At 40.8% G+C, this 20,618-nt stretch carries 19 protein-coding genes and 1 pseudogene; 4 read left to right on the forward strand and 16 right to left on the reverse strand.

Going from position 1 to position 20,618, the window contains the following annotated elements; genetic code table 11:
• Positions 1-47: 47 nt before the first annotated feature.
• From FC093_RS20675 to FC093_RS20685, 3 genes are read right to left on the reverse strand one after another with little or no spacing between them, the layout of a single operon-like run.
• Positions 48-1,235, reverse strand: coding sequence for a glycosyltransferase (locus tag FC093_RS20675; protein WP_137263717.1), 1,188 nt, complete (start codon positions 1,233-1,235; stop codon positions 48-50).
• A 36-nt stretch (positions 1,236-1,271) separates the two neighbouring features.
• Positions 1,272-3,473 (reverse strand): GumC family protein, encoded by a 2,202-nt coding sequence (locus FC093_RS20680; RefSeq protein ID WP_137263718.1) that lies wholly within the window; start codon positions 3,471-3,473, stop codon positions 1,272-1,274.
• A gap of 6 nt (positions 3,474-3,479) precedes the next feature.
• Complete coding sequence (locus tag FC093_RS20685; RefSeq protein ID WP_137263719.1) at positions 3,480-4,175, reverse strand: TolC family protein; 696 nt, start codon at positions 4,173-4,175, stop codon at positions 3,480-3,482.
• 201 nt (positions 4,176-4,376) lie between these two features.
• Between FC093_RS20685 and FC093_RS20690 the strand changes: the two genes are divergently transcribed.
• Positions 4,377-4,997 (forward strand): acyltransferase, encoded by a 621-nt coding sequence (locus FC093_RS20690; RefSeq protein WP_137263720.1) that lies wholly within the window; start codon positions 4,377-4,379, stop codon positions 4,995-4,997.
• Between the two features lie 195 nt (positions 4,998-5,192).
• Here the strand turns inward: FC093_RS20690 and FC093_RS20695 are convergent, their stop codons facing one another.
• Positions 5,193-6,389: a sugar transferase gene (locus tag FC093_RS20695; RefSeq protein ID WP_206106644.1), complete on the reverse strand. Its 1,197-nt coding sequence runs from the start codon at positions 6,387-6,389 to the stop codon at positions 5,193-5,195.
• A gap of 14 nt (positions 6,390-6,403) precedes the next feature.
• On the reverse strand, positions 6,404-6,814 hold the full coding sequence (locus tag FC093_RS20700) for a response regulator transcription factor (protein WP_137263721.1): 411 nt from the start codon (positions 6,812-6,814) through the stop codon (positions 6,404-6,406).
• 472 nt (positions 6,815-7,286) lie between these two features.
• Here FC093_RS20700 and FC093_RS20705 point away from each other — a divergent pair, with 472 nt between their 5' ends.
• Positions 7,287-9,686 carry a TonB-dependent receptor gene (locus FC093_RS20705; RefSeq protein ID WP_240743394.1) on the forward strand — a complete coding sequence of 800 codons (2,400 nt, stop codon included), beginning with the start codon at positions 7,287-7,289 and terminating at the stop codon, positions 9,684-9,686.
• A gap of 154 nt (positions 9,687-9,840) precedes the next feature.
• On the opposite strand, the gene FC093_RS20710 is transcribed toward FC093_RS20705, so the two are convergent.
• Together FC093_RS20710 and sppA are read right to left on the reverse strand one after the other, a co-directional pair.
• The gene (locus FC093_RS20710; RefSeq protein ID WP_137263723.1) at positions 9,841-10,401 is read right to left on the reverse strand and encodes a hypothetical protein; all 561 of its coding nucleotides are present in this window, start codon (positions 10,399-10,401) and stop codon (positions 9,841-9,843) included.
• Positions 10,402-10,929: 528 nt separating this feature from the next.
• A complete protein-coding gene (sppA, locus tag FC093_RS20715; protein WP_137263724.1) occupies positions 10,930-12,684 on the reverse strand; it encodes a signal peptide peptidase SppA in 1,755 nt (584 codons plus the stop codon).
• An 18-nt stretch (positions 12,685-12,702) separates the two neighbouring features.
• On the opposite strand from sppA, the gene folK reads away from it, so the two are divergent.
• Positions 12,703-13,191 carry a 2-amino-4-hydroxy-6-hydroxymethyldihydropteridine diphosphokinase gene (gene folK, locus FC093_RS20720; protein WP_137263725.1) on the forward strand — a complete coding sequence of 163 codons (489 nt, stop codon included), beginning with the start codon at positions 12,703-12,705 and terminating at the stop codon, positions 13,189-13,191.
• A gap of 193 nt (positions 13,192-13,384) precedes the next feature.
• On the opposite strand, the gene FC093_RS20725 is transcribed toward folK, so the two are convergent.
• Both FC093_RS20725 and FC093_RS20730 read right to left on the reverse strand, forming a co-directional pair.
• Positions 13,385-14,008 (reverse strand): class I SAM-dependent methyltransferase, encoded by a 624-nt coding sequence (locus FC093_RS20725; RefSeq protein ID WP_137263726.1) that lies wholly within the window; start codon positions 14,006-14,008, stop codon positions 13,385-13,387.
• Between the two features lie 394 nt (positions 14,009-14,402).
• The gene (locus FC093_RS20730) at positions 14,403-14,882 is read right to left on the reverse strand and encodes a VOC family protein (RefSeq protein WP_137263727.1); all 480 of its coding nucleotides are present in this window, start codon (positions 14,880-14,882) and stop codon (positions 14,403-14,405) included.
• Positions 14,883-15,224: 342 nt separating this feature from the next.
• Between FC093_RS20730 and FC093_RS20735 the strand changes: the two are divergent.
• Positions 15,225-16,054 (forward strand): annotated as a pseudogene (locus FC093_RS20735) (IS982 family transposase).
• Positions 16,055-16,072: 18 nt separating this feature from the next.
• Here the strand turns inward: FC093_RS20735 and FC093_RS20740 are convergent.
• The 7 genes from FC093_RS20740 to FC093_RS20770 all read right to left on the reverse strand — a co-directional run bounded on the left by FC093_RS20740 (position 16,073) and on the right by FC093_RS20770 (position 20,120).
• The gene (locus FC093_RS20740; protein ID WP_137263728.1) at positions 16,073-16,519 is read right to left on the reverse strand and encodes a nucleoside deaminase; all 447 of its coding nucleotides are present in this window, start codon (positions 16,517-16,519) and stop codon (positions 16,073-16,075) included.
• A 105-nt stretch (positions 16,520-16,624) separates the two neighbouring features.
• Positions 16,625-16,933 (reverse strand): helix-turn-helix domain-containing protein, encoded by a 309-nt coding sequence (locus FC093_RS20745; protein ID WP_206106645.1) that lies wholly within the window; start codon positions 16,931-16,933, stop codon positions 16,625-16,627.
• A 3-nt stretch (positions 16,934-16,936) separates the two neighbouring features.
• Positions 16,937-17,473: a DUF2975 domain-containing protein gene (locus tag FC093_RS20750; protein WP_137263729.1), complete on the reverse strand. Its 537-nt coding sequence runs from the start codon at positions 17,471-17,473 to the stop codon at positions 16,937-16,939.
• Positions 17,474-17,671: 198 nt separating this feature from the next.
• Positions 17,672-18,028 (reverse strand): bleomycin resistance protein, encoded by a 357-nt coding sequence (locus FC093_RS20755; RefSeq protein ID WP_137263730.1) that lies wholly within the window; start codon positions 18,026-18,028, stop codon positions 17,672-17,674.
• A 273-nt stretch (positions 18,029-18,301) separates the two neighbouring features.
• Positions 18,302-18,715 (reverse strand): putative toxin-antitoxin system toxin component, PIN family, encoded by a 414-nt coding sequence (locus tag FC093_RS20760; RefSeq protein ID WP_137263731.1) that lies wholly within the window; start codon positions 18,713-18,715, stop codon positions 18,302-18,304.
• Positions 18,696-18,920, reverse strand: a complete 225-nt coding sequence (locus FC093_RS20765; RefSeq protein ID WP_137263732.1) for a hypothetical protein — start codon at positions 18,918-18,920, stop codon at positions 18,696-18,698. The genes FC093_RS20760 and FC093_RS20765 overlap by 20 nt, the downstream gene beginning before the upstream one ends.
• Before the next feature lie 276 nt (positions 18,921-19,196).
• Entirely contained in the window at positions 19,197-20,120 is a 924-nt protein-coding gene (locus FC093_RS20770) for an alpha/beta hydrolase (RefSeq protein ID WP_137263733.1), read from the reverse strand.
• Between the last annotated feature and the right edge of the window lie 498 nt (positions 20,121-20,618).

Below are 20,618 nucleotides of genomic sequence, written 5' to 3' on the forward strand. Positions count from 1 at the left end.
ATTTCTGGCTCGTAGCGCATGATTTTTATTTGTGTGGGTAAATAAAATTATGGTGTTATCTCTTCTATGGTATTACTGTGATAGTGTTGGGTAGCTACCGAAAAACTGTTAGCTTTTTTTACTTTCAGCAACGACAATACCTGGTAAAACATAAACATTGGAATTTTTACCAGCGATTTATATATCCGCTTGTCTGTTTCTTCGTGAACAACCGGAATGATAAATCCAATTAGGAATAAAACAAAGCTTGCTATCCAAATGAATGCAATAATTGGATTGATAAACAAATTTACCAACGTAAACAAACCTGATAAGATAATAAACATAAACAAAGGCGGACGCAACAGGATGCAGCCAAACAACAGTTGGTTCCAATTGAAGTGCTGAATGCCTTTGCCGGTAAGTTTAAAACCAAAAGAAAAGTAGCGAAACCAGGTATTTATCCAGCGGGCGCGTTGCTTTACCAATTGCTCTGATTGGGATGTTTTTTCATCAAAAACAATAGCGTTTTTTGCAAAAGCTATGCGCTTTTTTCGCTTTACGATTTCATACTGTAGCACTTTATCAAAGCCTGCTCCGCTTACATCTAATTTCTCCAAACACTCTTTATATAAGGCCGTTGTGAATGCCATTCCTGAGCCTGCCAGTGTTGCAGAAGAACCTAAGCCAAACAGCACTTCGCCATCGTAAAAATGATAATAAATATCTCTCGCTGCATCGAGACAGGAATACGTAGTATCTAAGTTTTTGGCTTTGCGTACACCTTGTACCGCAGCATATCCCTTATCAAAATATACATTCAGTTGTTGCAGATAATCTGTTGCAACCAGGTTGTCGCTGTCTATGATTGTAAGCCGCTCATGCGCTCTTCTGAAACGCTTGATTGCGTAAAAATGAGAACGGGTGTTGCTGCCCAATGTTTGGTCTGGGTGTAATATAATTACGCGCTTATCTTTAAATTTTAAATTGCTTATATCACATTTATCTGCCACAATATAAATGAGGTAATTGGTGTAGTTCATCTTCAGCAACGAAGCTATCACTGCAGGCAATGTATTCGTTTGCTCGTAAGCCGTTACTATAATGCCGTAATCCGCTTCTTCTTTGATGACGGTATGAGCTGTTGTTTTCTTATTGCCAATACTTTTTACTTTATACAAGCAAACCAAAACGAATGGCAATGCTAAGTTGTAGCCTACTATTATTTGCAACAGTATCCACAATGTGTTCAGCATATTTTGATACATGATATTGGATTTATGCTAATTGTTTTAAGCCAGCTCTTTGGTTTGCTGCTTTTTAATTTTTGCAGGCTTTCCGCTCTTTAATACCGCTCCGGTCTTATTTATTACCCAGCCGATAAAATGCCCGTTGAGGCTGGTAAAGTAATTGGTATATTGCTTTTTGGCATCATTAATCGTTTGTCCGGCCTCAAACACAGCAATGGTTTTATCGGTAAAGAGCATCCATTCTTTTGCTTTATTGCGGTTTTCAAGCGCCGGTGTTTCCACAATAATAATATCAAACTGGCTGCGGAGGCGCTGCAACTTGTTGTTTACCTGGTCGCGGTTGCTAATCTCCAACAGCGAGTTATCATTGCCTGCATTACCTATCACGGTAACCATTTGAGGGCTTTGCATTAATGTATAATACTCATCGTTTGCTGCTGTTAAATAATCATCCAGCAACAAGTCGGGCTTTGCAGTAGCAGTAATCGTGTTGTTGCTAAAATTGCCATCTATCAGGAGCACGCGACTGTTTGCCATAGCGCAGGCATACGCAAGACTCATGGCAAAAAATGTTTTGCCTTCTCCCTGCTTCATGCTGGTAACGGCAAGCATGGTAGCACCATCCATTTCTTTTTCAATTTCAAAACGCGAAGAACGCAGGAGATTTTTGAAAGTGAGCACCGATTTATCACTCACATTTTGCTGCCACATTTGTTCTAAATCCAGCATTTTGCCGTCCATTTTAGGCAACCAGCCCAGTACCGGCAAATCTGTTTTGTGCGCCAACGCCCTGGCATTGTGCAGCGAATCATCTATATAAAACAGTACAAAAAACACAATAAGGCAAAACACAAAACATACAATGCCTGCCAGTATCACCATGATGATTTTTTTGGAAGGAAGCGCTGTACCGGGCATTGCCACTTCTATTTGTTTAGGTTGTACCGTAAAGCTGGATGCCAGGTTGGCATCGTTGTATTTTTCCAATAACTCAAGGTACTCGCGGCTGGCAACATCTATATCGTTTTCATATGCCTGTATTACAGCTTCGTGCGGTACGAGGCGGTCAAAATGCTGGTTGAGACGAACGATTTCCTGCTCTAAAGATGCTACGCTGTTTTTTGCCAGATCCAGTGCTACTTCCATGCCCAGTTTTTGCGAAATAAGGTCTTGCTTAGCACTCATGGGATTGAAGATATACTTGTCTGTACTCTGGGTAATTTTTGCATTGAGTTCGCCGCGCAAAGAGTCTATGCTGCGCTTATATTTTTCATCAAAATTGCTGGTAACATACAGGTCATTCAACTGCTTCAATCTTTCTTTATCCGCAAGAATAGCAGTGTTAATGTTGGTCATGCTTGCTTCGAGGTACTTTCTGTCTTGCGGCTTGAATTTATTATCAATTTCTTTAATAGCTGCTGTATAGGAAGTAATTTCTTTTTGTGCGGTTTGCCTGCGTGTTTCAAAGTCTGCTATCTGTCCAAATACGCTCTTCGCTTCCTCATTAAGGTTCAATACACGGTTGTGAATTTTATATTCTTTCAGTTCCAGCATTTTAGCATTCATAGCCGCATATTTCTCCTTCATCAGTTGCTCCAGAAAATTAACTGCTTTACTTTGGCTTGCTTTCTTCAGCGAGTCGTAATAAGAAAGAAATTCCTTGGTAAGCGTATTGGCTAAAAAGGCGCTCAATTCAGGGTTTTCCGATTCAAACTGCACATCTATGTAATCGCTGTTGTTTACGCGGTAAACACTCAGCTTGGAGCGAAGCTGCATTTCTTCATAACCCATAGATTTCAATACCTCGTTCATTCCATGCTGATCCTGATCGTGTAGCGATAACTCGGAAAGCGAGTTGTGTTTTTGGGTAAAAACATCTATTGCATGTTTTTTTGAAGAGGCATTAAGCTGTTTTATAAGTGCACTTTGCTTGCGAAAAGGCTGTTTATCGGTAAGATCGTGCAGGATGAGTTGGTATGAAACCTGATCTATCATACGCTTCAACTGTATCATTTGTACCAGGTTGTTGAATTGTTGATTGATCTCCGATTCCTGCTTTTTATTGTTGTTTAGTAATGCCTGAGAGTCATCTACAATGCCGGTTGCAATGCGGGCTTTAGAATCATATACATCGGGCAAATGGCGCACGAGAAAATAGGTGATAACAACAGCCACCAGCGGAATGCCAATAAGAATATATTTTCTTTTGACTAATAATCTTACGTAATCTTTAAGGTCTGTCATTCAATGTTATTTGATGTTTTCCAGTTTGGTTCCAAGTAATTCTTCGAGGTTGGATTTTGCTATCAGCACGGCACCTTCAGCCTGCATTTTACCTTCTATCCTGTCTTCGTACGAAACGAGATCTTTGTTGTAAGCATCCAGCGTTTCTTCACCTTTTTCATACTTGTATTTTACCTGTTGCATGGTGCTTTCCACATCTATAAGGGATTGTGCTTTCATCTTTAATACGCTTAAGGCCTGTATGTACAAATAATAGCGTTGTTTTACAAGTGCCGTAATATTCAGCTCGTATTCAGCTTTTTCAGCTTTGCTTATTTCTACATCGGTCTTTGCTTTTTTAATAGTAGCAGGGCGCTGCAGCATAGAGCCTACATTTACAAACATACCTACCTGATAGCCATTCAGCAGGTTAGGATCTACTATAGTAGTGGCATTGTTGGGGCTGTATAAGTAAGAAAAGCTAAGCGCATCAAACCAGCCGGCTTTTGCACGTTTTACTTCAATTTGTGCATTTTCTATACGCTTGTCATATACCTGCAGGCGCGGGTAATTCTTTTTTGCTGTATCAATCAGCTTTTGCAGATAAACGTCTGATACGTTGTACAGCATTGTTTCCTGCGATGATACGGTTTGCTGTGCCGATGAAATATGATAAAAGCTCAGGAACAGAATGAACAAAAAGATGTTGGATTTGTGTGACATTGGATGATTTGTTGGTGATGAAAAACATCTGATTATTGGGTAATTAATTGAAAGTAAAATTAAATGAAGCTGCAAACTCAGGACTTATAAACGGATTTAATTTACCTGAACTATTGCTTAATTTTTTCCAGATATGATAAACTTGTTTCATTTGTGTATAATTTGTCGCCTCATATAGTTGTTATCCAATATTTGTTTATCATGTCCTTCGCACAAAAAATTAAAAGCAATCCCAAATTGAAGCAGGCTGTTCACCGCCTTATTATTGCAAAAGGCGAAGCTAAGCCGCGCCTGTGGGTAAAGCTGTTTGTAAACCGTTGGTTTCATACCTATGGCAAAGGCAGTAAAGTGCGCCGGTACACGCGCATGGATGTACATCCGTTTAATAAGTTCAACCTAGGCAGCTATTCTACTATAGAAAACTTTTGCACTGTCAATAATGGTGTTGGCGATGTATTAATTGGTAATAACACATTGATTGGTATGGGCAATGTGCTGATAGGACCTATACAGGTAGGCAACGATGTGATACTGGCACAAAATATTGTAATGAGCGGGCTAAACCATGAATATAAAAATGTACATCTGCCGATACATGTACAGCCGGTATCGGTTGCACCAATTATTATAGAAGATGAATGCTGGATTGGCGCAAATGCAGTGATCACCGCCGGTGTAACTGTTGGTAAGCATTGTGTAATTGCTGCCGGAGCCGTTGTTACCAAAGATATTCCACCTTATTCGGTAGCTGCCGGCAACCCCGCCAGCGTAATTAAGCAATACGATGCAACTACGGATGAATGGCGAAAGGTACAACGTTGAAAGGATAGATAAAATAAATGGGGATATGATCATTTATCAGTTAAAAACGGATACAATTTGCTTCAATTAACAGCGACAGATACAATTATCTTGATAAAGGCGATTGTATTTCGTTTTAAAACAAAAAGCCCGCGATATTATCACGGGCTTTAATCACAAACCATATCCATTCTACACTATTAACCAACTACTTATTTATACACTTTCTTTTTGAAACAAGGCGGGTATCGTTTTAAAAATAAGCCGTATGTCATTCAAAAAGCTGTGATTTCTTGCATACATATTATCCAGCATCAGGCGCTCTTCTTCGCTCATCTCACCTTTGCCTCTTTTTTCTACCTGCCACAAGCCGGTAATGCCTGCCGGTGCAACAAAACGTTGCACATATTTATCGGTAGTTAGTTTTTCGGCCTCGTACAGCGGCAGCGGCCGATTGCCTACAATACTCATATCGCCAATCAGCACATTAAACAACTGTGGCAGTTCGTCCATACTGGTATTGCGCAATATTTTGCCTACTTTGGTAATGCGCGGATCGTCCTTTATTTTAAAGAAAGTAGCGCCGGTATTCTGCTTTTTAGATTGTGCGTACTGCTTTTCGCACCACGAATGTTTATCGGCATACAGCGACATCTGGCATTTGGTGCATGCGTTTTTACATTCCTGGCACAGCATCTCTATCGGTTGTTGCTTAGCTGCAGCACTATCTGCATTGTACTGGTTCAGATGCTGCAGGTCTTTCAGCTTTTGGTCGGCATTCACATACATGCTCCTGAATTTGTAAAACCTGAATATACGATAGCCCGTGCCCACACGCAGCGAATAGTAAAATATAGGACCTTTTGATTCTAATTTTAATGCAATGATAATTATCAAAAAGAAAGGCGATAAGAGCAGTAAGACAATGGATGAAAAAACAATATCAAAAATCCTTTTTGTAAAGGGTGTTTTATAGAGTTCCTGAGTGCGCGCCGCAGCGCCTTTACAGAGGGCAGCCCAGTTATTTATTACAAAACCAATGCGATTGCATATACTTTGCTTATCAAAACGGCTGCTAAACACATCTGCAATACCTGCATCCAGCGCTAAATGCATCAGCTTTGCATCTGTATCATCGGAGATAAGAAAAAAAGGAATGGTGGCCAGTTTTCTTGCCTGCAGTTTTTGATAAAAAGGAATGCCTGCATTGCCGGTGATAGAGGTTTGGCAAATAATAGCTGCTACCGGAAATTTTTGTTTAAGCCATTTGCTGATAAACTCATTACGGCTATTAAAATATACCAGTTCTACAGCCTTATTATGCACGCAAGATTGCAGCAATGAAAAATCGGCGGAAAGATTTATCAAGGCTATCACTTGCCTTGTTGAAGTAGTTGTGCTATTGTCTTGCATAAAACGGGTATTATTTAGCCTGCTATCATCTTATTGGACCGCTTCAAAATGCCTTTAAGCCGTGCATTTAGTTCTCTGGGGTTAAAAGGTTTTAACACAAAGTCATCTGCACCAATTTCCAGGCATTTTATTCTGGTGTCGGTATTGTCTTCGCCCGATAAAATAACTACCGGAATATCATTGAAAAAACCGCTGCTTTTTATTTGTTCCAAAAACTTTACACCATTTAGCCGTGGGGTGTTAAGATCAGAAATAATAATATCGGGGATATTGCCAGCCTGGAAGTGTGCAAGCGCATCGAGACCATTGTTGAATAGTATAGGTTGAAAATGATCTCTGAGGCAATGCTTCAAAACACCTTGCATATAAGGGTCATCCTCAATAACTACAATCGCGGGTAAGATTTCTTCAGTAGTAGGTTTCATGATATTGGATTTGATGCGATAAAACTACGACTAATTTGATGCGGCGTTCAACCCTATGAAAAATTTAGTCGAGATTTAATGATTATATATTTATCTAAAGCCAATTTAAAGCCCATCCTTCCCATTGTACCAGACGTGCTAATACAATTTTAAGCAGTGGCAGATTGCCGTAGTTTTGTTTTTATACTTATCCCGGCTTGCGTGTAAGCATATGTTTGGAGTTTAACGTTGTTTAAATATAATAAGCAGCGGTGAATACTATTCACATACAAGTCCTGTCATTTACTTTTATAATGCCGAGATGATTGAGCTTAAGCCTACAGCTTTTTCTACGTCGTACACCGTACATCTCACATCGTATATGGAACAACATCTTATCTATTTGCTCAGCTTATCCATTATTTTTTACTTCTTACATTTTTGTAACACTTAAACCGGCTAAATTTGCAACATTGTTTCAAAAATGCACCTTATGAAATGGCTCTTCGTCCTTATTTTCTGCTCGCTTCCACTAATCTTTTTTGCGCAATCCAATAAACCTAAGGGGTTTCTCAGTGGTAAAGTAACCGACAAAATCAGTGGGCAGGTGCTGCCGGGAGCTACTGTTTATATCCATGAATTAAACACAGGAGCCATTACCAATGATAGTGGTTATTTTAAAACACCGCAGGTGAATGCCGGCACTTACACAGTAGAGATTTCTTATCAGGGGTATGCAGCAGATGTAGAACAGGTAAAGGTTGCTGCAGATAATACTATGAAGGAGTTTAAGCTATCGCCTACCTATGTAGAGCAGCAGGCAGTTACGGTTACGGGTGTTTCTTCGGCTACCAGCACCAAACGCGCTTCGCAGCCTATAACTATTGTACGGCACGACGATCTGGTAAAAACCACCTCTTCCAACCTTATAGATGCATTGAGCAAAACAGTGCCTGGTGTGTCTTCTATTACTACCGGTCCGGCTATTTCCAAGCCGGTTATTCGTGGTTTAAGTTACAATAGGGTAGTAGTTGTAAATGATGGTATCCGTCAGGAGGGGCAGCAATGGGGCGATGAACATGGTATAGAGATAGACGATTACAGCGCGCAACGTGTAGAGGTGCTAAAAGGTGCGGCCTCCCTGATGTATGGTTCTGATGCGATTGCAGGTGTAATCAATATACAAACGCAGTTGCCTGCACCCGAAGGAACAATCAGAGGTAATATCATTAGTGAATACCAAACCAATAATAACTTGCGTGGCTTAGGTGGCAATATTGGAGGAACTAAAAACGGCTTTCACTGGAATGGGTATGGCTCGTTTAAAGGCGCACAGGATTACCGCAATCCGTATGATGGGCGCGTATTCAATTCTAAGTTTTACAATGCCAACTTTGGTGGTATGGTTGGAATTACCAAAAGCTGGGGACACAGTTATTTATTGGTTTCCAATTTTAACCAGCATGTGGGCATGGTAGAAGGCGAGCGCGACAGTGCTACGGGTGCTTTTATAAAAGCGGATGCCAGCGGCAGTTCTTCTACTGCAACGGAAGAAGATTTTAAAAAAATAGCGCCCGAAGTGCCTTATCAGCATGTACAGCATTTTAAGGTGATTTCAGATAACACGTTTAACCTCGGCAGCAGCCGGTTGGATGCTGTTTTCGGCTTTCAACGCAATCAGCGCCGTGAATTTGGCAACGCCGAAAATACAGCAATACCCGATGCATATTTCGATTTAAAAACGGTCAATTACAGTCTGGATTTTCATTTTCCTTACAAGGGCAATTTCAAAACGAGTGCTGGTATTTCGGGCATGTATCAAAACAATCAGAATAAGGCAGAAGAGGTGTTAATTCCTAATTATGATTTGCTGGATATAGGCGGTTTTATTTACACTCAATATACCCAGGGCAAACTTAGCTTTAATGCCGGTGCGCGTTTTGATAACCGCCATCTGCAATCGAAAGCAATGACGGTGGATAATGTTCAGAAATTTACGGCTTTTAGTAAAAATTTTTCCAACCTGTCTGCCAGTGCAGGCATCAGCTATCAGGCATCGGATAAAATAACACTAAAAGCAAATATTGCTAAAGGTTTCCGTGCGCCCAATATGGCTGAGCTGGCGAGCAACGGCGCACACGAAGGCACGTTGCGCTACGAGGTAGGCTCGCCTTCGCTCAAAAGCGAAAATAGTTACGAAGTTGATGGCGGTATGGAAATAAATACAGAGCACGTGTCTTTTTCTGCCAGCTTATTTTACAATTACATCCATCATTTTATATTCTACCGCCGTGTACAAAATGCGACAGGCAGCGACTCACTGTTATATGATAATGAAACAAATGAATATTTGCAGGTGTTTCGTTTTGCACAGCAAACTGCTTATTTGTATGGTGGCGAGCTGCACGTGGACATACACCCGCACCCGCTGGACTGGCTGCATTTTGAAAATACATTTACATATGTGCGTGCACAGTTTACACAGGCTATTGACGGCAGTATCAACGTGCCATTTATACCCGCTGCCAGGTATCTGTCGGAGTTGCGCGGCAATTTTTTATCTAAAGGTAAGAGCTTAAAAAATGTGTATGTAATGGTAGATGCCGATTATACTTTTAAGCAAAGTCATCCTTTTACCGGCTATAACACCGAAACGTCAACAGGCGACTATTTGCTGTTTAATGCAGGTATTGGTGCCGATATAGCGCGCAACGGCAAAACGCTCTTTACTATTGCATTGGCTGGTAATAACCTTGGCAACCTGGCATATCAAAATCATTTGAACCGTTTAAAATATTTGGATATAAACAATGTAACCGGCAGACAGGGCGTGTATGAGATGGGCAGGAATTTTAGTATAAAAGTAAATGTGCCGCTGAACTTTAAAATGTGATAATTCGTCATTGCGAGCGTAGCGGAGCAATCTGTGCTAAGCTGTAAATCATTATTGATGGTTTATTTTGCAATGACAGGGGCTTCCGGAAAGTTATAAAACAAAAAAGCTGCAAACATCACCAATGTTTGCAGCTTTTTTGTTGATCCGGGGCTTAACCGTTTGTTGTGCTGTCCATATCCCTGCCATCACCGGCATCGCCGCCGAGGCTGTAGATATTATTTTCTTCGTCTTCCTCCCCAATTTTTTCCATTGCATCATCGGCATCTACAATTGTAGTATCGAGGTCGTGGCCGGATATGGCATCTTCACTCATTTCGTTCAGCCGTTCGCCATCGGCATCATGCTCATCTACGTAAGATTGGCGGAGGTTTAATTCATCCTGCGTAGGCAGGTCGGAGAAAGTGCGGGCAAGTGTATCTTTTTCCTCCTGTGTTACGCTCTCATTATCGCCATCCAGCAGGTCATCCTTTGTCATCATGTTATTACTTTCATCCCAAATATCGTCGCCTTCTTCATCGGCAGATGCAATGGTTGTATCTGCCAGTTCGCCCAAACCGGGCACATGCACAAACTCCTGCCCGGGGATATCACTCACATCCGGAATTTCTATATATGCAGTTTCACTTTTCAGACGCTCTTCATCTCTGGGCGAATCGTGCACATCGCTGGTGCGGTCTGGTGTTGGGTTTACGCGATTATGGTTATTATCCATACAATTCCTGTTTTTATGATTAATAAAAAATAAGTGGGCTCCGGCAATTATATCCTGTATTTTAAAACCTGTATAATAGCAGCAGCAAATATCAATCCCATACTCTTCACTTTTACAGCCATGATTTTTCCCGGCGCTATTACTGCCTGTTACTTCACGTTTACTTATTATACCACAAAATACTGATAGCTACTATACTAACAGCTTTGCAAAAACATTGCCGTACTACCAATAATTCTGCACACACCATGCCGTAAAGTTAGCGCGCTGGCAGCGCCAATTTATCTTTTACAGATGCTGCATTTTGAGTAATACGATTGCCTGGTAAACAGATAACCTATGCTGGCATTGTACGTTACTAATACGGTACTCGGGAAGTGGTATGCAGCAGGTTTTGGTGCAATGTGTTGCTAAGAATCTCTTACCAAGAGCTATGGCATAGTTGAAGGCCTGAAGAAAGCGGGTAAAAGCATTAAGTAAAAGAAGCATCCTTTAGTGCAAACAAATGGTATTATACCATTTTTATTCCTACTTTATATCTGGATTAAATGGCAGTTTAGCCTGTGGCGTACCCATCATGCTTTGCACATTCTTTAGCTGTAGCAATAATTGATAAGACTTTTTACCAAGCTGCTCTTCTATTTTATCTTCTTTTATGCTTGGGTTACTTACATTCTCCAGCAACTGTTCCAGCCAGCCTTTAGGCTCGGGGTAGTCGCGGGTGTAGTAGCTGCTTGTTTTTGCCATTTTAGCAGCGGCGGCTATAGCATCCTGCAACGTACCAATGCGATCCACAATACCTACCGGAATGCCACGTGCACCCGTCCATACCCGGCCTTGCGCAATACTGTCTATGTACGCCATGCTTTTATTTCGTCCGGCTGCTACACGCTGCTTAAAGGTATTATAAGTAGTATCCACATTGTTTTGCAAGAACTGTCTTTCCACCTGGGTGAGCGGGCGCGTTACCGTCATCATATCGGCATGTTCGGCTGTTTTTACACCATCAAATGTAATCCCCAGTTTATTCTTAAAAAAAGACTGCAGATTGGGTATCATCGTAAATACGCCGATAGAACCCGTAATGGTACTTGCATTGGCAAAAATACTGTCGGCACTGCACGAAATGTAATAGCCGCCCGAAGCTGCATAGTCTCCCATACTTACCACTACGGGCTTTGCTTTGCGGGCAAGCGTTACCTCATTGGCTATCACATCGCTTGCCAGTGCACTGCCACCGGGCGAATTAACACGCAGTACAATAGCTTTCACGTCATCATCCAGCCGCAACTTGCGCAACAGGTCTCTATATTGATCGCTGGCAATAGTGCCGCGTTGTGCTTTACCATCCACTATATCGCCTTCGGCAAATACCACTGCAATCTTGCTGCCCGAAGTACTTTTATAATCCACTGCTTCGGCATACGTGCTGAGGTTAATAAAATTGACCTTTTCTTTATTACCCTGGTGCAGCCGTTGCAGCAATTCGGTTTTTATATCATTATCATACTTTAATCCATCTACTAAACGATACTTCAAAGCATCATTAGCGGTTTGTATAGCACCGCTGCTTGCCAGTTGGTGCAGTTGTGCCGTATCTATGCCACGCGTAGTGCTTATTTGTTGTAACAACTGGTTGTACAAATCGCCCAGCCACACACTTGTTTGCAGCCGGTTGGGGTCGGTCATTTCTGTAGCCCGAAAGGGTTCGGTGGCACTTTTAAATTTGCCCGCATAAAATATTTCGGGCTGAATTTCCAACTTGTCCAGCAGATTTTTTACAAAAGCGAGTGTAACGGCATAGCCATCCCACTCCATGCCGCCTGCCGGATGACAATACACTTTATCTGCTGCCGAAGCTATATAATAGGCACGCTCACTCATCGTTTCGCCGTAGGCAATTACAAATTTTTTGCTTCCTTTAAAATCCTGCACAGCACGCAACAGTTCTTCGGAGGCAGCCAGCCCATTGCTATTATCATCCGCTTTTATGTACAAGCCTTTGATGGTAGAATCGTATTTGGCATAATGCAGCATGCGCACTACATCGTACAAGCCGGGTGTATAAGATGCTTTATCTGCAAAAGAGTTGATAGGATTGTCCTGCCCCTGTTCGTTGAGCGAAGTGCTCAGGTCGAGCACCAGCACCCCTTTGCTGCCGAGATTAGGTTTTGATGGCTGCATGGCACTGCCTACAATCCATGCGATAATGAATACTGCCAGTAAACAAAAGACAATAATTGCCAGCAGCGAAGCAAAGAATATTTTAAAAAACGATTTCATACCTTGATATTTGAGATTATGAACACAGCGTATTTGCTGGCGGGCAGCAATATGGGCAACCGGACCGCGTACCTGCAACAAGCAACAAAAGTAATAGAAGAACAGTGTGGTAGCATCATTGCGCGCTCACATATTTACGAAACGGCAGCGTGGGGCATTTTAGACCAGCCTTCTTTTTACAACCAGGCATTTGCAGTGCAAACCAGCCTTACACCTGAGCACCTTATGCAAAACCTGCTACATATTGAAGCAATGATAGGAAGAAAGCGTGTACAAAAAATGGGCCCGCGGATTATTGATTTGGATATACTGTTGGTTGATGATCTGGTAATCAACACGTCTTTGCTCACTGTTCCACATCGGCATTTGACGGAACGACGATTTGCATTAACACCGCTGGCGGAGATTGCTCCGCATCTTATTCACCCGGTGGCGCATAAGACTATTGCAGAACTGCTGGCGGAGTGCGGGGATAGGTTAGGGGTAGAAAGGTTGGATGGGGTATAAAAAGATTAATGTTTTAGTGTGATTGAGTCATGGTGGTGGCGTAAGAGCCTGCTTTATATCGTTTTCGAAGTCTGGCAATATGGCGATAACCAAAGCGTTTTAGTTTATTTTGTACTATAGCGCTATTGAAGCTCATCTGTTGAATCTATTGTTGCAACCTCTAACATCGACAACATAGGACGTTAAGGGTAGTTTACTTTTTTCGCCCTACAAATCTGATAACAGCGCCTTGTCCATTGTGGTAAAGTCCTTCATGGAGATGTATTACCGTTTCTTTCAACTCTGCCATGTCATAGTTGTCAAAGTCTGTCTCGATTTCATCCACCGAAAATAAAGAACCAATATCTTTAGGTCCGCCCACTTTTTCATTCTTTGCTAAATAGTTCAGGTGGCTTTTACTGAACGCTTCTAAAATAATTGTTCCGCCTTTACGCAAATAGTTGTTGAGGGTTTTGTGTAAATATGATTTGACATTTGCCGGAAAGTGTGCATAAATTAAGGCGATTGCATCAAATTGTTCCTCCTTATAGTTGAGCGTTTGCAATTCTCCAATTCTATAGTCAATAGTCACGTTGTTTGTTTCGGCAAGTCGCCTGGCTTTCTTTTGTCCTTCACTGCTTATGTCAAACGCAAAAACTGTCCAGCCAAGTGTAGCAGCAAATACAGCATTGCGCCCTTCCCCTTCTGCCGGAAAAAGTATAGTGCCAACATTTAATTTTTCTAATTGTTCTTTCAAATAATTGTTAGGTTTTTCGCCGTATGCAAATCCGTTATTGGCATATCGTTGGTTCCATTTGTCTATCCAGTTGTCTGCCATAATTTAAATACCTTGTTAGCGGTTCGTTGTTTTAGTTATTGGAAGTGTTGAATTGATTATTACATTTTACTCAGTCCTCAATTGCTTTAATACTAAATGCCCCGTAACAGCACCTCACTTAAGCAAGGGGTTTTGTGTCTCATTATAACCGGAAATTTTTTGCTGTGGTATATGTAAGTAGTCATAATTAAGCATAACGTTTCGCGTAGTGGCGATGATGGGGCATTTGAAATACGTCTTGACTAACATTTGCATAAATGTCCAATAAAATTACAAATATTGAGTTTACAACTGTAAGCCCCACTATTGCCAATACGATGTAATGCGCTGCTTTTATTGTCTTATTGACGTCATCAGTTTGTGGGTCAACCATTTTTTATACAAAGTTTCTAAGTCAAGGGTTTTCTAAAATATCTGTCGCTGTTTGGTTACCGAGTTGTTCAGCTAATCCGATAAGAAGTCCTTCCGTCCCACGAATGTAGCAAAGCCTATAAATGTTCTCATAATTAACCACTTCGCCAACGACTTCAGCACCATGCTTCGTAAGTCTGGATAGCAATTCATCAAGATCGTCAACCCTAAACATGATACGGAGATAGCCGAGAGAATTCACTGGAGCAGTCCTGTGGTCTGCTATTGTATGTGGGGTGAGAAACCGTGAAAGTTCAAGTCGGCTGTGCCCGTCTGGAGTAACCATCATTGCAACCTCTACCGACTGATTTCCAAGTCCGGTTATTCGTCCTGCCCATTCACCTTCAACCATCGTTCGTCCTTCAAGTGTCAGTCCTATTTCTGTGAAAAAAGAGATGGCATTGTCGAGGGATTCTACAACGATACCGACATTGTTCATTTCCGTTAATTTACTTTTAGCCATTATCTTTTGTTAGGTTTTTCGGTCTTAAGTTGTATATAACGGTTCGGGCTTGGCGAAGGCAGGGAAATAGAATTACAACTGCCGGCGCTTGCTCTGTTGTTGAATAAAGATATAAAGTTTAGCACATTTTCATCAGCCCTGCTTTTGCCAAGCCATGTGTTGGTAGCAGTGATGCTTGTGTCATATATTGTACCTGAAGCAGGTCGTTACCACTTGCTAACAAAAGTAAGGCACAAAAGCCCGTTTCAATTTTGTAATTAACTCAAGTTGTGAGTTAGATAAAAGGAGCAGAGCATGGGATAAGGAATAATTTTGAGTTACCACACTTAAAATTATGTACCGATGCTCTGCGAGGATAAAATTATAGCTCTTTACTGTATAGTAGATGATATTTTAAATGGAATTGGGCACCATGAAGACTGCCGAAGAACAGTAAGTGATAGTGAAGTAATAACAACAGCACTGGTATCGGCACTTTACTTTGGCGGTCATCAGGATCATGCAAGACAATTTATGAGGATGACCAGACTTATTCCTGCCATGCTGGATAAAAGTCAGTTTAACCGACGGCTGCATGCACTATCTGAGCTGCTCTTTGATATGTTCTATCAGATTGGTCAGCAACTGAAAGCCGCAGCAGGTGCTTCGGAATACGTAGTTGATTCTTTGCCGGTGCCGGTTTGTGATAACATCCGCATCAGCCGTTCAAAGATTGTCAAAGGAAAACAGTGGAGAGGAAAGCAGGCAAGCACCAGAAGATACTTTTATGGTATTAAAGTGCAGGTACTGACCAGCGTACAGAACGGTATTCCGGTTGAGTTCTGCTTTGTTCCCGGCAGTGAAAGTGATGTGCAGGCACTTAAGAAGCTGCCCTTGACAGTAGCAGCACAAAGTAAGGTATATGCAGATGCAGCTTACACTGATTATACTATGGAAGATAATATAAAAGAATCAGAAGGTATAGAACTGATGATGCAACGCAGATGCAATTCCAAAGAAAGGATGAGCCATGGATCAGATTCCTCAAAGAACAGATGAGAAAAAGAATTGAAACCACCTTCAGCGAAATCAACGCCTTGTTCCTCAGAAATATTCATGCCGTCACCTTCAAAGGCTTCCTTATTAAACTCACCCTCTTTCTCCTCGCCTTTACTCTAAATAAACTCTCTTGACTAACTCACAACTTGAATTTAATTATGCAACTCTTTGCACTCCTGCTCCAATATCTTATCGATGATTTCTGGCGGAGCAGTCCATTTTGAAATTGTTCTGTCTGTGAGTATCGGCAGAGCAGAACTGTAACCGCCAATCTCGCCAGTTGTCATACCGACGATTAGTAATCCTATTTTATAATGCCTGATGACGTAAGAACACATGATACAAGGCTCATGCGTCGTCACCATAAAGCAGTCAGACAAATCTGTTTTTCCCAAACTTAAAGTTGCATTTCGCACCGCTTCTATTTCCGCGTGAAAAGTAATGTCATTGTGTGTTTTATCTCCCTCAATACCTTCTGCGACAACCTGTCCATCTTTGACAATTATGGAGCCAACAGGACTGTCGCCTCGTTTCTTTGCAATTTTTGCGAGTTCAATACACCTTCGCATAAAGTTTTCATATTTTTCAGTATCTGTCATAATGGAGAATGTTCCGAAGTTAAGTAAGTTTGTAAAGTAATAATGCAGATGGATATACACCAGGTTTTGTAGCGAGAAATCAGTCTTTCAAAACAGTCTATCACTTTACAATGGCCGGCAACGTTTAAGGTTTGGCGAATTGGCGGCATTCTGTGTTCCGTAAGCCCTGCTTGCGGCAATACCATGTTGGCGGTTCGTTGTTTTGGTTTCTTCACTTACAAATTCTAAGATGTCGCCCGGTTGGCAGTCCAAAACTTTACAAATTGCTTCTAAGGTGCTAAAACGAATGGCTTTTGCCTTTTCTGTCTTTAAGATAGAAAGGTTGGATAATGTCAAATCAACTCTTCCGTAAAGTTCATTCAGAGACATTTTACGCTTTGCCATCATTACATCCAGGTTTACAATGATGGGCATAGCTTAAATAGTTAAATCGTTTTCGTTTTGAAGCTCTATTCCTTTTTTGAAAATAGCTGCAATGACATAGATTACAGCAGCCATCAAAATAAACGCCTGGCTGTCTGTCCAAAACTGGTCTATGTTGTCGGTAACAAAACCATGATGCTCTAAATTTTTTGCTAATTGCCTGGCTATGTAGCTTAAAAGTCCGACGGAAAGAGTATAATAACTAATTTGTGAGATTTGTCTTGAAACAAAGCTGTTGAATGGTTTTGACAAATCGATCTTGCTAACGAGCCTGATGACTATATAAAATAGCACTGCTTTTAGAACTGAGATAAACAAGATAAAACTGTACATACCAAAGAAAGCTGGTTTACTTTGTTCATACATTTCACTTAAGTCTAACTTTTGATAAAGATTTTTGACAATTTCAGGTTTGTAGATACTGAAAATGAAATTGACTATTAAGCCACCTGCTTCAATGCATAAGCCTACAAAAATAACCCAGGAAATTATTTTTAGAGCGGTGAATACGATGTTGTTTGTCTGTGACATACTAATGAAGATTAGGTCATAAGAATAATAAATAATTATTGAAAGACAATAAATATTTATTAAAAGTAAAAAGATATTATAATCAACAGGTGTTAGTTTTAAGTCCCCTGTTACTTGCAAATTGCCAGCTCTGGTTTAGTGGAAGGGCGAGTTACAGTGTCGGCAACGTTCAGGGCTTGGTGATGGGCCGCTTTTATTCTAAACACTTTGCCCAAAAGTAAGCAAGTTGTTGTCCGGGTCGAGCAAAGCGAATTCTCTTTGACGCCAAGGCTTTGTCTGCAATGTCCCGTTTGGGTGTATGCTTACCTTGTTATCTAACATTAATTGATATAAGCTGTCAATGTCGTTTGTTCTGATATAAACTTGTCCATAATTTTCTTTTGGGTCAAGTTCTTTAAACTCAAAGAAGTGAATATGTATGCTGTCCTTTGATACCATTAAATAGCCGTCATAGTCGGCACTTCCAAATTCGTTAAAGTCCAATTTGTTTAAATAAAAATCTCTTGTTACGGCTTTGTCCCGCATCGGTAGTTTTGGATGAATGTCTGTAAGCATATGTTTCAAAAATGTAGTAAATATAAAAGTTATTTCACAAGAGTTATTGTCAGCATGTAAATTGTTGTACCATGATTGGTGTCTAATTGTTATGCTCGTCAATGATTAAACTTTCAGTTTGCACTGTTATAGTCAACGGTTCATGGCTTGCCGAAGGAGCGGCGTTCAGAAATCCGTCAGTTTGAATATAGTTATAGCGCTCAATAGATTTTCTATTGTTGAATGGCATTTGTAAGCTGCTATGGCAGCAAACCAGTTGTTGGCGGTTCGTGCTTATCTGTCCGCCAGATAAGTTGTAATTGTCAGAATAATTGCCTCACCACCTTGCAGAAGGTCTAGCAAATCTTTGTCGTCAGTAATCAGATGCGTTGCCTTGTCGTCTGCTGCAAGCGATAGCAGGAAATTGTCTTTGGCGTCGCGACATACGTCAACAATGCTTGTGACTATTATAAATTCTGCATGCAGGCTGATTTGTTGCAGTAAAGCCCCGAGGTCGGCAAGTGAAAAGTACTTCTTGAATTTCGGTCGCCTTGCCACTTCTACAAATTCGTCAAGAAGTTCCTGACTGAAAAGCAGACTAATTGTTTCGTCAGCAAATAACTTGTCAAGTTTGAAAAAGTCCTTTGTGAGTAAAAAGCTAATCCAAAGGTTAGTGTCGATAATAACCCTATCCTTTGCTTTTGGCATAACGCTTTGCTCTTACTGATTCGACCTCTTTTGTGATGTCTTCTAATGACGGAGGATTACGTACAGCTTTTGTCCGCAAACGGTTGACAACCTTAAGAAAACTGTCGTCAACCGTCTGTTTAATAGCAATTAAGTACATATCTGCTAAGTCTTGCAGCAACTTTGTTGCTTTCGGATTTAAAATGTCAACCTGGTATGTCGTCATTGTCCAAATATAGTCTTTTTGGGTCTTGTTAAAGTGCTCCGGTAGCATGACCGCCAACGTTCTCGCATTGCTGAAGGCATGGTATTAGCACGCCCTGTCAGCCGATAACTGAAGCCAAATTAAAATACATAAGTTGAAGATAAAAATAAATGCTCAATAGCGTTCGGTCGCGATGAATATGAGGTTTAATAGAATTGCAACTGTTTAAGTTTACGAAGTCCAGCCGCGCTTTTAGCAATGCCTTTGTTGGTGGCAGTGCTTATTAACCAAAGTTTGTTAGAGTTTAGTTTTAGACGTAATTGAATTAATAACCATTTGGATAGATTTGGCAATGATCTCCGGATTATCATTTTGAATTGCATGACTGCTTTTAGGGTCTAAAATAAATTTTGAATTATTTGATAAAATAGTAAGGTCTTGTATTTGTTTATCCCGTTCATTTCTTAATTCTTTCCATTGTTCATCAGGAGTTCCGGGAGGTTGTTGTCGTATTCCTGCACCAAGAATTATTAAGGGTCGACTACCTAATTCTTGAGGATTCTTTATAGATGACAAATACATATTTTGAAATTCTTCTGCCATATAATCTGCTGTCGAGTCATAACCTGGGCTTATGCTATTTCTCACCTGCGGTTTGGGTATAGATTTTCCTACTGCTTTTTCCCGTAGGCGAACCCATCCGCCATATTTCATACTTCCCAAAACGCTACTTTCATGAGTTGGGTCTACAAGAACCAACCCCGCAATATCTTTTCCATATTGTTCTGTATAAAGCCGAACAATTAAACCACCAAGAGATTGTCCGACTAAAATGATCGAACCTTTTATTTCAGCTTTCTGCAATAATTCATGTAATTCAAAGACATTCTGAGCCATTGTTTGTGGCAACGGACCTTTTTCACTCTTGCCTACACCTGCTCTATCATAAGCAACTGTTCGAATTTCCGGCGGCAACAATGATATTACTTGCGTCCAGTCTTGTGAACTCCCGCCGGCACCTGATTCAAATACTACGGTAAACTTTGCGTCTGAACTTCCCTTAATACTAATGAATAGTTTATGGTTACCAATTTTTACAAGTTGTGCAGCAGAACTGTCCGAAGTTTGAGTTTCTTTTTGGCAATATCCTTTGAACACAAATGCACAGAAAAATGCAAATAATAGGTGACCGGATTTTAAGATTCTAAAACAATTTTTCATGTCGATGACTTTTGTACGAATTTATTCGTACAAAAGTACGCTAGTTACCGCAAATAGAAATTAATTTTGACAACGCTAATAAATCTGTCAGTTGTCTCTGTCAGCAGCGGCATGGTCGGCAGAATGCATTGCAACGTTCCGGTATTTGCGATGGCAAGGCATTCATTGAAGGTAAAGCCCGGTATAAATGCCGATTGAAAAACTAAAGTTGAATGTAACGAATAATAGCCGAATAACATTCCGTCGCCCCCGAATTGAAGATGAGTAGAATTACTGCTGCCAATTGCTCTTCAGTCGCCCCTGCTATTGCAAAGCATCTATGTAAAAGCGGTAATTTGAGGGTACCTAAAATTCAAGTGTATGAATACTCAAACCACCGCTTCTGTACCAAAGTTATTCATTGGTATGGATGTACACAAGAAAAGCTGGACCTGTCATTTTAAAACAGACCTGTTTGATTATAAGACGGTCACCATGCCGGCTGATAGTGCTTGTTTG

The organism is Ilyomonas limi (assembly GCF_005233845.1).
Classification (GTDB): domain Bacteria; phylum Bacteroidota; class Bacteroidia; order Chitinophagales; family Chitinophagaceae; genus Ilyomonas; species Ilyomonas limi.

Coding starts and splice junctions, on each gene's coding strand:
- FC093_RS20750 (WP_137263729.1), bottom strand. CDS start 17,473: ATGTCACAGACAAACAACATCGTATTCACCGCTCTAAAAATAATTTCC.
- FC093_RS20770 (WP_137263733.1), bottom strand. CDS start 20,120: ATGAAAAATTGTTTTAGAATCTTAAAATCCGGTCACCTATTATTTGCA.
- FC093_RS20760 (WP_137263731.1), bottom strand. CDS start 18,715: ATGCCAAAAGCAAAGGATAGGGTTATTATCGACACTAACCTTTGGATT.
- FC093_RS20710 (WP_137263723.1), bottom strand. CDS start 10,401: ATGGATAATAACCATAATCGCGTAAACCCAACACCAGACCGCACCAGC.
- FC093_RS20745 (WP_206106645.1), bottom strand. CDS start 16,933: ATGCCCATCATTGTAAACCTGGATGTAATGATGGCAAAGCGTAAAATG.
- FC093_RS20730 (WP_137263727.1), bottom strand. CDS start 14,882: ATGGCTAAAAGTAAATTAACGGAAATGAACAATGTCGGTATCGTTGTA.
- FC093_RS20700 (WP_137263721.1), bottom strand. CDS start 6,814: ATGAAACCTACTACTGAAGAAATCTTACCCGCGATTGTAGTTATTGAG.
- FC093_RS20685 (WP_137263719.1), bottom strand. CDS start 4,175: ATGTCACACAAATCCAACATCTTTTTGTTCATTCTGTTCCTGAGCTTT.
- FC093_RS20690 (WP_137263720.1), top strand. CDS start 4,377: ATGTCCTTCGCACAAAAAATTAAAAGCAATCCCAAATTGAAGCAGGCT.
- folK (WP_137263725.1), top strand. CDS start 12,703: ATGAACACAGCGTATTTGCTGGCGGGCAGCAATATGGGCAACCGGACC.
- FC093_RS20675 (WP_137263717.1), bottom strand. CDS start 1,235: ATGCTGAACACATTGTGGATACTGTTGCAAATAATAGTAGGCTACAAC.
- FC093_RS20765 (WP_137263732.1), bottom strand. CDS start 18,920: ATGACGACATACCAGGTTGACATTTTAAATCCGAAAGCAACAAAGTTG.
- FC093_RS20695 (WP_206106644.1), bottom strand. CDS start 6,389: ATGCAAGACAATAGCACAACTACTTCAACAAGGCAAGTGATAGCCTTG.
- FC093_RS20705 (WP_240743394.1), top strand. CDS start 7,287: ATGAAATGGCTCTTCGTCCTTATTTTCTGCTCGCTTCCACTAATCTTT.
- sppA (WP_137263724.1), bottom strand. CDS start 12,684: ATGAAATCGTTTTTTAAAATATTCTTTGCTTCGCTGCTGGCAATTATT.
- FC093_RS20725 (WP_137263726.1), bottom strand. CDS start 14,008: ATGGCAGACAACTGGATAGACAAATGGAACCAACGATATGCCAATAAC.
- FC093_RS20680 (WP_137263718.1), bottom strand. CDS start 3,473: ATGACAGACCTTAAAGATTACGTAAGATTATTAGTCAAAAGAAAATAT.
- FC093_RS20755 (WP_137263730.1), bottom strand. CDS start 18,028: ATGCTTACAGACATTCATCCAAAACTACCGATGCGGGACAAAGCCGTA.
- FC093_RS20740 (WP_137263728.1), bottom strand. CDS start 16,519: ATGACAGATACTGAAAAATATGAAAACTTTATGCGAAGGTGTATTGAA.